The sequence below is a fragment of the Pseudomonas sp. NPDC090233 genome, from assembly GCF_044772285.1.
Classification (GTDB): domain Bacteria; phylum Pseudomonadota; class Gammaproteobacteria; order Pseudomonadales; family Pseudomonadaceae; genus Aquipseudomonas.
Genome location: NZ_JBIVYQ010000004.1, coordinates 37,683 through 48,788, shown reverse-complemented (window position 1 = coordinate 48,788; position 11,106 = coordinate 37,683). Strand labels below are relative to the sequence as shown.

The following is an 11,106-nucleotide window of genomic DNA, read 5'->3' as shown; positions in this document are numbered from 1 at the left end:
TCAGTACAGGCGAACGGCGCGGCGCTGTTCGCGCTGAACTTTCTTGGCGTGACGCTTAACAGCAGCAGCTGCTTTGCGCTTACGCTCGGCGGTCGGCTTCTCGTAAAACTCGCGGCTACGAACTTCAGCCAGTACACCGGCTTTTTCGCAGGAGCGCTTGAAACGACGCAGAGCTACGTCGAAGGGTTCGTTCTCTTTAACTTTGACGGCTGGCATCCAGGGCTACCTTAATTCATTACCGGGGTAGACGTGCTCCTGGCAAAACAAAGGTGTGCTGGAGTACGTCGGTTTTCAAGGGTTGCGGATGTTAACCCTTAGCACGCCGGAATGCAAAGCCTCTGATCGAAAACCGCTGGTCGGCACCCGGCACGGGGACTATCATGCGCGGCTTCGAATTCAGCCCCCACAAGGGACGAGCCCATGCTAGTACTGGGATTGGAAACATCCTGCGACGAAACCGGCGTCGCATTATACGACAGTGAGCGCGGTTTGTTAGCCGACGCGCTGTTCAGCCAGATCGACCTGCACCGTGTGTTTGGCGGGGTTGTGCCCGAGCTTGCCTCGCGCGACCACGTCAAGCGCATGCTGCCACTCATCCGCCAGGTGCTGGACGAGGCAGGCTGTGTGGCCACCGAGATCGATGCCATCGCCTACACCGCAGGCCCCGGCCTGGTTGGCGCGCTGCTGGTCGGCGCTTCGTGCGCTCAGGCCCTGGCGTTTGCCTGGGATATTCCGGCGATTGGCGTGCACCATATGGAAGGCCACTTGCTGGCGCCGATGCTGGAGGAAAATCCTCCGCAGTTCCCGTTCGTCGCTTTGTTGGTGTCAGGCGGCCATACCCAGCTGGTTCGGGTCGATGGCATTGGCCAATACGAGCTGCTGGGCGAGAGCCTGGACGACGCGGCAGGCGAAGCGTTCGACAAGACCGCCAAGCTGATCGGCCTCAATTACCCAGGTGGCCCGGAAATCGCCCGCCTGGCCGAACAGGGTGTGCCGGGGCGCTTCAAGTTCCCGCGGCCGATGACCGACCGTCCAGGGTTGGCATTCAGCTTCAGCGGCCTCAAGACCTTTGCCCTGAACACCTGGCAGCAGTGCCGCGATGCGGGTGACGATAACGAGCAAACCCGTTGCGATGTGTCCCTGGCGTTCCAGCAGGCGGTGGTGGAGACACTGACGATCAAGTGCAAGCGCGCCCTGAAGCAGACCGGCCTCAAGCGCCTGGTGATTGCCGGTGGCGTGAGCGCCAACAAAGCATTGCGGGCGTCCCTTGAAGACATGCTCGCCAGTATCAAAGGCAACGTGTACTACGCGCGTCCGCAATTTTGTACCGACAATGGTGCGATGATCGCCTATGCCGGCTGCCAGCGGCTATTGGCCGGGCAGCAGCAGGACCTGGCGATCAGCGTGCAGGCGCGCTGGCCGATGGAGCAGTTGCCACCGTTGTAAATGGTTTGCGCGAATGTCAGAAGTGGCGTTCGCGCCCGGCGAACAGGTCGCGCAGGTTGTTGCGGTGCCGCCAGACGATCATCAGGGTCAGCACACTGATTGGTAGCAGCGCCTCCGGCTCGCGCCAGGCCAGTAGCGGCAGGGTCAGCGGTGTCGCCACCAGCGCGGCCAGCGAGCTGGTGCGGGTGAGGTAGAAGGTCAGCAGCCAGGCGCCGATGGCCAGTAACGCGGCGGGGAAGTACAGGCCCATGAGCATGCCTGCCGCAGTCGCCACACCCTTGCCGCCCTTGAAGCGAAAGTACACCGGGAACAGGTGGCCGAGCACTGCGCATACGCCGACCCAGGCCTGTTCTTGCGGGTCGAGTCCGGCCAGGCCCGCAAGCAGCACCGGCAATAAGCCCTTGCACAGGTCGCCAAGCAGGGTCAGGATCGCCAGTTTACGGCCTGCCAGGCGTAGCATGTTGGTGGCGCCGGCATTGCCTGAACCACTGGAACGTGGGTCCGGGCTGCCCGAGAGGCGGCTGAGGACGATGGCGAAGGACAGCGAGCCGAGCAGGTAGGCGAGCAGCGCCAGTAACCAAAACATGCTAACTATTCCGGGCGAGGACGCCCTGATTCTAACGGCGCCAGTCGCCCTTGTCGTGCTGTGGAGAGAAGTGCTTGGACAGAGTGTTCATCGAAGGCCTGGAAATCGAGACCGTCATTGGTGCCTATGACTGGGAACGGGATATTCGCCAGTGCCTGCGCCTGGACCTGAGTTTCGCCTGGGACAATCGCCCGGCGGCGGCCGGTGATGACCTGACCCTGGCACTGGACTACGCCAGCGTTTCGGCGCGAATTCAGGCCTTTGCCGAGCAGGCGCGTTTCGAACTGGTAGAGACCTTCGCCGAGCGCCTGGTCGCCACCCTGATGGACGAGTTCCAGATTCCCTGGGTACGCCTCAAGCTGACCAAACCTGGCGCTGTTCCTGCGGCCCGTGGCGGTGTTGGCGTGGAGATCGAGCGCGGATGTCTTTGAGCACGGTTTACCTGGGTCTTGGCAGCAACACTGGGCGCCACGCGCATCTGTGTGCTGGGCTCGATGCATTGGCGGCGATTCTCACTGAAATGCGCTGTTCTCCGGCGTTCGAGAGCCAAGCGGTGGGGATCAAGAGCGGCCCGTTCATCAACTTCGTGGTGACTGGCAAGACGGAGTTGCCCTTGATGGAGCTGGATCGTCGGCTGAAGTTCATCGAGGCTGACAATGGTCGCTATGCGCCTGAGCGCAAGGGCTTGCCGCTGGATATCGACGTACTGATGTATGACGATCTGTGCGGTACATTCGATGGGCTGGTGCTGCCAAGGGCGGAGATTCTGAAGAATGCCTTTGTGCTATGGCCGCTGTCCCTGCTGGCGCCTGAACTGATGCATCCGGGAGTGGGCAAGCGCATGGCGCAGCTGTGGCAGGAAGCGCAGATCGAGCAGGTGCTGGCACCGGTGGCCTTCGAGTGGCGCGGGTTGCAGCTGACGCCAGCTTGAGCCTGTACCGGCCTCATCGCGGCTGAAGCCGCTCCCACTGGTGCCGGTAGGAGCGGCTTCAGCCGCGATGAGGCCGGTGTGATCAACCGAGCTTGTAAGCCTCGAGCGCCTTCAGCCGCTCACCTTTAAGTGCTTCACCCAGCCCCTGGCCAGTAAGCCCAGCCTCAACGAGCGGCTTCACATCCACCGCCCGGGCTGCTCCAGCCGCTCCGCGCAAATGTTCAGCCTGTGGATAAGTTGACTGGTCCCGCCCCAATGCCCCCATCTGGCACGCGGCAATGAAATCCTCGAAGCGCTGTGGCCGTCGATAAACATCGAACTTTTGCAACATCTCCAAGAGGACTGAGGCGGACAGCTCCAGTGCCTGATCGGCGCGCTCAGCGAACTCTCCGACCAGCACCGCCAGTTCCTGACATTCGCGTGGCGCCTTGAAGCGCTGGTTAAGCGCCTTGATCGCTGCAGGCTCCAAGCCCCGCAGCAAACATGCCCAGCGCACAGATAGCGGCTGCTGGTGCTCTGCTGCCTGCTGCAGCGACGCCAGCGTATCCGTGCCATGCGCAAGCTCCGGCATCAGCTCTTCAAGTGCGCCACATTCACGCAGCACCTGGATGAATACCTGCGGCGCGCTTTCCATCAGCGCCCGCTCGGTTTCCTTCCAGCTGCGCTCGGCGGTCAGTGCCTGCAGCTCACCGGAGCTGGCGATCTGGCGCATCAATTCCAGCGTTTCGTCGGCGACTTTGAAGCCCATTGGCGCATAGCGTGCAGCGAAGCGGGCAACACGCAATACGCGCAAGGGATCTTCGGCGAACGCCAGGGAAACGTGACGTAAAAGGCGAGCTTCGAGGTCGGCTTGGCCGTGATAAGGATCGTAGACAGTGCCCTGTTCATCCTCCGCCATCGCATTGATGGTGAGGTCACGACGAATCAGGTCTTCTTCGAGCGTTACCTCTGGGCTGGCATGGAAGGTAAACCCGCCATAGCCGCGCCCGCTCTTGCGCTCGGTGCGCGCAAGCGCATATTCCTCGCCCGTTTTGGGATGCAGGAAAACCGGGAAATCAGCGCCAACAGGGCGAAAGCCCTTGGCGTGCATCTGTTCGACGGTAGCGCCGACCACCAGCCAGTCGATGTCGCTGACCGGGCGCCCGAGCAGGCGATCGCGCACCGCGCCGCCGACTTTGTAGATTTGCATGTGCAGCCTCCATTACTGCCCACAGGATACCCTGTCGGCAGTAATGGCGGGTGCTGGCTAGAGGTGATGGATGACGGCGAGGTCCATGCGGCCATAGTCGCCGCTGTCCCCATGCTCGCCACGTGGCGGCATGTGGTGGGTCTTGACCACCTGGTCTCCCTGCACGGTCTCCAGATGGATGTCGAAGCCCCACAGGCGGTGCAAGTGCTTGAGCACTTCCTCGGTGGAGTCGCCCAGCGGTTTGCGGTTGTGCTGCTGGTGGCGCAAGGTCAGCGAGCGGTCGCCGCGACGGTCGATGCTCCAGATCTGCACGTTGGGTTCGCGATTGCCGAGGTTGTATTGGGCAGCCAGCAATTCGCGGATGACCCGGTAACCAGCTTCATCGTGAATGGCCGGCACCAGCAGGTCGTCGCGTTGGTCGTCGTCGAGGATGCTGAACAACTTGAGGTCGCGGATCACCTTGGGCGACAGGTACTGCAGGATGAAGCTCTCATCCTTGAAGCTGCTCATGGCGAATTTCAGGGTAGACAGCCAGTCGCTGCCGGCAATGTCGGGGAACCAGCGGCGATCCTCTTCGGTAGGGTTTTCGCACATGCGGCGGATGTCGGTGTACATGGCAAAACCCAGTGCGTAAGGGTTGATGCCACTGTAATAGGGGCTATCGAAGCCAGGTTGGAACACGACGCTGGTGTGCGACTGCAAGAACTCCATCATGAAGCCTTCAGTGATCAGGCCTTCGTCGTACAGGTCGTTCATCAGGGTGTAATGCCAGAAGGTCGCCCAGCCTTCGTTCATCACCTGGGTCTGGCGTTGCGGGTAGAAATACTGGGCGATCTTGCGCACGATACGCACCACTTCGCGTTGCCATGGCTCCAGTAGCGGTGCGTTCTTCTCGATGAAATACAGGATGTTTTCCTGAGGTTCGGCGGGGAAACGCGCGTCGTCGCGCTCGCCGCCTTTGTCGGCGCCTTTGGGAATGGTCCGCCAGAGGTCGTTGATCTGGCGTTGCAGATGCTCTTCGCGGTCCTTCTGCCGGCGTCGCTCCTCCTCGGCGGAGATGGGGTAGGGCCGTTTGTAGCGGTCCACGCCGTAGTTCATCAACGCGTGGCAGGAGTCGATCAGGTCCTCCACGGCATCGATGCCATGGCGCTCCTCGCACTGGGCGATGTACTGCTTGGCGAATACCAAGTAGTCGATGATCGAGGTGGCATCGGTCCAGGTGCGGAACAGGTAATTGCCCTTGAAGAAGCTGTTGTGGCCATAACAGGCGTGGGCGATCACCAGTGCCTGCATGCACATGGTGTTTTCTTCCATCAAGTAGGCGATGCAGGGATCGGAGTTGATCACGATCTCGTAGGCCAGGCCCATCTGACCGCGGCTGTAGGACTTCTCGGTACTGAGGAACTGTTTGCCGTAGGACCAATGGTGATAACCCAGCGGCATGCCGACGGAGGCGTAGGCGTCCATCATCTGCTCGGCGGTGATCACCTCGATCTGATTGGGGTAGGTGTCCAGGGCATAACGTTCGGCCAGGCGGCTGATTTCCCGGTCGTAGGTCTGGATCAGCTCGAACGTCCACTCGGACCCGGTGGAAATGGGTTGGCGTCTCTGTGCTCTGGCGGTCATGTGGCTAACCTGCGCTGGAAGAGTTCACGGAAGACCGGGTAGATATCGCCGGCCGAAACCAACTGCTGCTGGGCGAATGTGTCGGGGAAGGCCTCGCCAATCCGCTCGTACTCGTACCACAGCGCCTGATGCTCACGCGGGGTGATCTCGACGTAAGTGTAGTACTGCACGTGCGGCATGATCTGCTTGGAAAGGATCTCGCGGCAGATGGGCGAGTCATCGTTCCAGTTGTCGCCGTCGGAGGCCTGGGCGGCGTAGATGTTCCAGTCACTGGCCGGGTAACGTTCGGCCATGATTTCCTGCATCATCTTCAGCGCGCTGGAAACGATGGTGCCGCCGGTCTCGCGGGAGTAGAAGAACTCTTCCTCGTCCACTTCGCGGGCACTGGTATGGTGGCGGATGAACACCACCTCGATGCGGTCGTAATTACGCTTGAGGAACAGGTACAGCAGGATGAAGAAGCGCTTGGCGATGTCCTTGGTGGCCTGGGTCATCGAACCGGACACGTCCATCAGGCAGAACATCACCGCTTTGGAGCTGGGGTTGGGCTGCTTGACCAGCAGGTTGTACTTGAGGTCGAAGGTGTCGAGGAAGGGCAGGCGGTTGATGCGTGCCTTGAGGCGCTCGATTTCTTGCTCGGTTTCCTGGATGTCGGTGAAGTTGTCTGGCTCTTCGACTTTCAGCCGCGCCAGCTCCTTCTGTGCCTCGCGCAGCAGCGCACGGCTGCTGCCGGTCAGGGCGATGCGCCGGGCATGGGCCGAGCGCAGGGTGCGCACGATATTGATGCGTGAGGGGTTGCCTTCGTTGGCAATACCGGCACGCACGGTCTTGAAGGTGTCGGCGCCGGTGAGGTGGCGTTTGACCAGGTTGGGCAGTTCGAGGTCTTCGAACATGAATTCGAGGAACTCTTCCTGGGTGATCTGGAAGACGAAATCATCCATGCCGTCGCCGGAATTGCCGGCCTTGCCGCGCCCACCGCCGCCGCCACCGCCTTGCGGCCGGGGGATATGTTCGCCGGCAGTGAATTCCTTGTTACCCGGATGCACGATGGTCTGCTTGCCGCCACGGCCATGGTGCAGCACCGGTTCGTCGATGTCGCGTCCCGGAATGCTGATCTGTTCGCCGTGCTCCATGTCCATGATGGAACGGCGGCTCACGGCCTCTTCGACGGCTTTCTTGATGTGTTCACGGTAACGCCGCAAAAAGCGCTGGCGGTTGACCGTGCTCTTGTTCTTGCCGTTCAGGCGTCGGTCGATAACGTAGCTCATGGTCCCTCCGGTAGCTGGGAACAGCTGCACGCTTCAAGCTACGAGCTGCATGTAAATCAGCCGCCGCCGCCCGCAGCTGGCAAGCCAGCCTTGGGCGTGCGGTGTGTAGCTTGCCGCTTTATTGCGATTTCCTGACCCGCAGGTACCATTCCGACAGCAGGCGCACCTGTTTGTCGGTGTAGCCACGCTCCACCATCCGCGTGACGAAGTCGTTGTGTTTCTGTTGATCCTCCTTGCTGGCCTTGGCGTTGAAGCTGATGACCGGCAGCAGGTCTTCGGTGTTGGAGAACATTTTCTTCTCGATCACCACCCGCAGCTTCTCGTAGCTGAGCCAGCTCGGGTTCTTGCCGTTGTTGTTGGCCCGAGCGCGCAGCACGAAGTTGACGATCTCGTTGCGGAAATCCTTCGGATTGCTGATGCCAGCCGGTTTTTCGATTTTTTCCAGTTCTTCGTTGAGGGCGATGCGGTTGAGGATTTCGCCGGTTTCCGGGTCGCGGTATTCCTGGTCCTGGATCCAGAAGTCGGCGTACAGCACATAGCGGTCGAAGATGTTCTGGCCGTACTCGCTGTAGGATTCCAGGTACGCGGTCTGGATTTCCTTGCCGATGAACTCGATGTAGCGCGGCGCCAGGTACTCTTTCAGATAGCGCAGGTAGCGTTCGCGCACTTCCGCCGGGAACTGTTCCTGCTCGATCTGCTGTTCCAGCACATACAGCAGGTGCACCGGGTTGGCCGCCACTTCATGCGGGTCGAAGTTGAACACCTTGGAGAGGATCTTGAAGGCGAAGCGGGTCGACAGGCCGTTCATGCCTTCGTCCACGCCCGCAGAGTCGCGGTATTCCTGGATCGATTTGGCTTTCGGGTCGGTATCCTTGAGATTTTCGCCGTCGTAGACCCGCATCTTCGAGTAGATGTTGGAGTTTTCCGGCTCTTTGAGGCGCGAGAGCACGGTGAACTGGGCGAGCATCTTGAGGGTGTCTGGCGCGCAGTGGGCCTTGGCCAGCGAACTGTTGATCAGCAACTTGTCGTAAATCTTGATCTCGTCGCTGACGCGCAGGCAGTACGGCACCTTGACGATGTAGATCCGGTCGATGAACGCCTCGTTGTTCTTGTTGTTGCGGAAGGTGTGCCACTCCGATTCGTTGGAGTGGGCCAGCAGAATCCCGGAGTAGGGGATCGCGCCGAGGCCTTCGGTACTGTTGTAGTTGCCTTCCTGGGTGGCGGTGAGCAGTGGGTGCAGGACCTTGATCGGCGCCTTGAACATCTCGACGAATTCCATCAGGCCCTGGTTGGCCCGGCACAATGCGCCCGAGTAGCTGTAGGCGTCGGCGTCGTTCTGCGGGAATTCTTCGAGCTTGCGGATATCCACCTTGCCGACCAGCGCCGAGATGTCCTGGTTGTTCTCGTCACCCGGCTCGGTCTTGGCGATGGCGATCTGGTTGAGGATCGACGGGTACAGCTTGACCACTTTGAACTTGCTGATATCGCCACCAAATTCCTGCAGGCGCTTGGTGGCCCAGGGCGACATGATGGTGTTCAGGTAGCGCCGCGAGATGCCGTACTCTTCTTCGAGAATGGCGCCATCTTCGGTGGCGTTGAACAGCCCCAGCGGCGATTCGAATACCGGCGAGTCCTTGATCGCGTAAAAAGGGACCTTTTCCATCAGCTGCTTGAGTTTTTCGGCCAACGACGATTTACCGCCGCCCACCGGGCCCAGCAGATAGAGGATCTGTTTCTTCTCTTCCAGGCCTTGGGCGGCGTGGCGGAAGTACGACACGATCTGGTCGATGCACTCTTCCATGCCATGGAAGTCGGCAAAGGCCGGATACCGGCGGATCACCTTGTTGGAGAAGATGCGCGACAGTCTGGAGTTGCTTGAGGTGTCGATCAGTTCTGGCTCACCGATGGCCAGCAACAGCCGTTCAGCCGCCGAGGCGTAGGCACTGCGATCCTCTTTGCACAGCTCGAGGTACTCCTGCAGCGAAAGTTCTTCCTGGCGTGTGGACTCGAAACGTTGTTGGAAGTGGCTAAAAATACTCATGACGTCACCTCGCTCGATACGTGGAGACGACGCCGGATCAGTCAGCTGATGCTGGCATGCAACCGGGTTCGCCGATTGCTGTATACCCCCCAGAACACCCTGTAACGCTACCGATGACCCGCACGCCGGTGTACCGGCTCTCCCCTTTTTTTGGATGGCCTGCGCTTAAGAATAGTTGGTTATCCGCAAGGTCAAGGGCAAGCGGCGGAGAAGTTGCGAACGACCGTTCGTCAGGTGAGGCGCAAGCCCGCGTGGGGCGCGGGCTGTAGTACAAATGAAAAAAATTATTCGGCAGAGCCTTGGGCAGTTTCGGCCGGGTAGGTGGCGCGCCACAGTTCGAAGCCGCCATCGACGCTGTACACGTCGGAGAAGCCCTGGCCAACGAGGTACGCGGCCGCGCTCTGGCTGGAGTTGCCGTGGTAGCAGACCACCAGGGTCGGGGCATCGAGGTCGGCATTGCGGATGAAGTCGGCAACCGAATGGTTGTCCAGGTGTTTTGCACCGGTGATATGGCCAGCGGCATAGGCCTGTGGGTCGCGAATGTCGACGACGACCGCACCTTCCTTCTTGCGAAGCTCCAAGGCCTGCTCAGGGGGGATGCGCTTGAATTCGCTCATGGGTAGGGCTTTCCTTCAGGGGTGATCATTGAGTTTAGTCGGTTGTGCCGGCGTGCGTAGGGTGCCGTCGTCGGCGCACTCGCAGCGGTGATGCTCACCGCTGTCGACGTTGTACAGGGTCATGGCGCCGCCCCACACGCAGCCGGTGTCCAGGGCGATGATGCCTGGCTCGTCGACGCGGCCTTCCAGGGCGGCCCAGTGGCCGAAGATGATCTTCACGTGCCGTGAGCGGCGGCCCTTGTGCGCGAACCAGGGCTTGTAGCCTTTCGGTGCCGTGCCCAGGCCTTCCTTGCTCTTGAGGTCGAGCTTGCCTTCGGCGGTGCAGAAGCGCATGCGGGTGAGGTAATTGGTGATTACCCGCAGGCGCTCGATGCCACTGAGGTGCTTGTTCCACTTGTTCGGCTCGTTGCCATACATGCCGTCGAGGTACAGCTTCAGGCGACCGTCGTCGCGCAGCACTTCCTCGACTTCGGCAGCCAGCTCAAGGGCCGTGCCCAGCGTCCACTGCGGCGGGATGCCGGCATGGACCATGGCGATACCACGGGGCTCGTCGTAATGCAGCAGTTTCTGCCGGCGCAACCAGTCGAACAGCTGGTCGGCGTCGGGCGCTTCGATGATTTCGCGCAGGGTATCGTTTTTTTTCAGGCGCTCGACGTTGTGCCAGGCGGCCAGCAGGTGCAGGTCGTGATTGCCCAGAACACACACCAGCGATTGCCGGATGCTGTAGAGGTAGCGCAGGGTTTCCAGCGACTCGGGGCCGCGGTTGACCAGGTCGCCGACCAGCCACAGGCGGTCCACGGCCGGGTTGAAGTTGACGCGTTCGAGCAGGCACTTGAGCGGTTGCAGGCAGCCTTGCAAGTCACCGACGGCGTAGGTGGCCATCAGTGCAAGGCCCCGGGTACCGCCAGGCGGAAGGGGGCGATGTTGGCGTCGAAGCGTTTACCGTCTTCGGCGAACATCTGGTAGCTGCCTTGCATGGTGCCCACGCGGGTGCTGATGACGGCACCGCTGCTGTAGGTATGGCTCTGGCCGGGTTCGATTGTCGGTTGCTGGCCGATTACCCCGGCGCCGCGCACTTCCTCGACCTCGCCGTCACCGTTGGTGATCAGCCAGTGGCGGGACATCAGCTTGGCTGTGACCGAGCCGTTGTTCTGCACGGTGATGGTGTAGGCGAAGGCGAAGCGATCGCTTTCGGGGTCGGATTGATCTTTCAGGTAACGGGTCACGACGCTGACGTCGATCTGATAGCGGGAGTCGGACATGCAAAGGCCTTGGGCGAACTGACGCAATAATGCAGTCTAGGCCATTGGCAGGGGGGAGGGCTAGCTTGGGAGGGTGTGGTGTCAGCACCGGCCTCTTCGCGGCTGTAGGAGCGGCTTTAGCCGCGAAGAGGCCGGTATGG

Annotated in this window: 12 protein-coding genes; 3 read left to right on the top strand and 9 right to left on the bottom strand. The window is 60.9% G+C overall.

The window, feature by feature from the left end; genetic code table 11:
* Window positions 1-216, bottom strand: coding sequence for a 30S ribosomal protein S21 (gene rpsU, locus ACIQUF_RS11560; RefSeq protein ID WP_003255575.1), 216 nt, complete (start codon window positions 214-216; stop codon window positions 1-3).
* A 204-nt stretch (window positions 217-420) separates the two neighbouring features.
* Here rpsU and tsaD point away from each other — a divergent pair, with 204 nt between their 5' ends.
* Window positions 421-1,446 carry a tRNA (adenosine(37)-N6)-threonylcarbamoyltransferase complex transferase subunit TsaD gene (gene tsaD / locus ACIQUF_RS11555; RefSeq protein ID WP_403131462.1) on the top strand — a complete coding sequence of 342 codons (1,026 nt, stop codon included), beginning with the start codon at window positions 421-423 and terminating at the stop codon, window positions 1,444-1,446.
* Window positions 1,447-1,462: 16 nt separating this feature from the next.
* On the opposite strand, the gene plsY is transcribed toward tsaD, so the two are convergent.
* Entirely contained in the window at window positions 1,463-2,032 is a 570-nt protein-coding gene (gene plsY, locus ACIQUF_RS11550; RefSeq protein ID WP_403131460.1) for a glycerol-3-phosphate 1-O-acyltransferase PlsY, read from the bottom strand.
* Window positions 2,033-2,106: 74 nt separating this feature from the next.
* Here plsY and folB point away from each other — a divergent pair, with 74 nt between their 5' ends.
* On the top strand, window positions 2,107-2,463 hold the full coding sequence (gene folB, locus ACIQUF_RS11545) for a dihydroneopterin aldolase (protein ID WP_403131458.1): 357 nt from the start codon (window positions 2,107-2,109) through the stop codon (window positions 2,461-2,463).
* Entirely contained in the window at window positions 2,454-2,963 is a 510-nt protein-coding gene (gene folK, locus ACIQUF_RS11540; RefSeq protein ID WP_403131456.1) for a 2-amino-4-hydroxy-6-hydroxymethyldihydropteridine diphosphokinase, read from the top strand. The genes folB and folK overlap by 10 nt, the downstream gene beginning before the upstream one ends.
* Window positions 2,964-3,045: 82 nt before the next feature.
* Here the strand turns inward: folK and ACIQUF_RS11535 are convergent, their stop codons facing one another.
* The 7 genes from ACIQUF_RS11535 to apaG form a co-directional block, all read right to left on the bottom strand.
* Complete coding sequence (locus tag ACIQUF_RS11535; RefSeq protein ID WP_403131455.1) at window positions 3,046-4,152, bottom strand: multifunctional CCA tRNA nucleotidyl transferase/2'3'-cyclic phosphodiesterase/2'nucleotidase/phosphatase; 1,107 nt, start codon at window positions 4,150-4,152, stop codon at window positions 3,046-3,048.
* A gap of 57 nt (window positions 4,153-4,209) precedes the next feature.
* On the bottom strand, window positions 4,210-5,778 hold the full coding sequence (locus ACIQUF_RS11530) for a SpoVR family protein (RefSeq protein ID WP_403131454.1): 1,569 nt from the start codon (window positions 5,776-5,778) through the stop codon (window positions 4,210-4,212).
* Window positions 5,775-7,046 carry a YeaH/YhbH family protein gene (locus tag ACIQUF_RS11525; protein ID WP_400798291.1) on the bottom strand — a complete coding sequence of 424 codons (1,272 nt, stop codon included), beginning with the start codon at window positions 7,044-7,046 and terminating at the stop codon, window positions 5,775-5,777. Before ACIQUF_RS11525 ends, ACIQUF_RS11530 begins: the two co-directional genes overlap by 4 nt.
* 118 nt (window positions 7,047-7,164) lie before the next feature.
* A complete protein-coding gene (locus ACIQUF_RS11520; RefSeq protein ID WP_400798294.1) occupies window positions 7,165-9,087 on the bottom strand; it encodes a PrkA family serine protein kinase in 1,923 nt (640 codons plus the stop codon).
* A 284-nt stretch (window positions 9,088-9,371) separates the two neighbouring features.
* Window positions 9,372-9,704, bottom strand: coding sequence for a thiosulfate sulfurtransferase GlpE (glpE, locus tag ACIQUF_RS11515; RefSeq protein WP_403131452.1), 333 nt, complete (start codon window positions 9,702-9,704; stop codon window positions 9,372-9,374).
* Between the two features lie 15 nt (window positions 9,705-9,719).
* Window positions 9,720-10,586, bottom strand: coding sequence for a symmetrical bis(5'-nucleosyl)-tetraphosphatase (locus tag ACIQUF_RS11510; RefSeq protein WP_403131451.1), 867 nt, complete (start codon window positions 10,584-10,586; stop codon window positions 9,720-9,722).
* A complete protein-coding gene (gene apaG / locus ACIQUF_RS11505; protein WP_400798302.1) occupies window positions 10,586-10,966 on the bottom strand; it encodes a Co2+/Mg2+ efflux protein ApaG in 381 nt (126 codons plus the stop codon). The genes ACIQUF_RS11510 and apaG overlap by 1 nt, the downstream gene beginning before the upstream one ends.
* Window positions 10,967-11,106 lie beyond the last annotated feature (140 nt).

Coding starts and splice junctions, on each gene's coding strand:
- rpsU (WP_003255575.1), bottom strand. CDS start 216: ATGCCAGCCGTCAAAGTTAAAGAGAACGAACCCTTCGACGTAGCTCTG.
- tsaD (WP_403131462.1), top strand. CDS start 421: ATGCTAGTACTGGGATTGGAAACATCCTGCGACGAAACCGGCGTCGCA.
- plsY (WP_403131460.1), bottom strand. CDS start 2,032: ATGTTTTGGTTACTGGCGCTGCTCGCCTACCTGCTCGGCTCGCTGTCC.
- folK (WP_403131456.1), top strand. CDS start 2,454: ATGTCTTTGAGCACGGTTTACCTGGGTCTTGGCAGCAACACTGGGCGC.
- ACIQUF_RS11535 (WP_403131455.1), bottom strand. CDS start 4,152: ATGCAAATCTACAAAGTCGGCGGCGCGGTGCGCGATCGCCTGCTCGGG.
- ACIQUF_RS11530 (WP_403131454.1), bottom strand. CDS start 5,778: ATGACCGCCAGAGCACAGAGACGCCAACCCATTTCCACCGGGTCCGAG.
- ACIQUF_RS11525 (WP_400798291.1), bottom strand. CDS start 7,046: ATGAGCTACGTTATCGACCGACGCCTGAACGGCAAGAACAAGAGCACG.
- ACIQUF_RS11520 (WP_400798294.1), bottom strand. CDS start 9,087: ATGAGTATTTTTAGCCACTTCCAACAACGTTTCGAGTCCACACGCCAG.
- glpE (WP_403131452.1), bottom strand. CDS start 9,704: ATGAGCGAATTCAAGCGCATCCCCCCTGAGCAGGCCTTGGAGCTTCGC.
- ACIQUF_RS11510 (WP_403131451.1), bottom strand. CDS start 10,586: ATGGCCACCTACGCCGTCGGTGACTTGCAAGGCTGCCTGCAACCGCTC.
- apaG (WP_400798302.1), bottom strand. CDS start 10,966: ATGTCCGACTCCCGCTATCAGATCGACGTCAGCGTCGTGACCCGTTAC.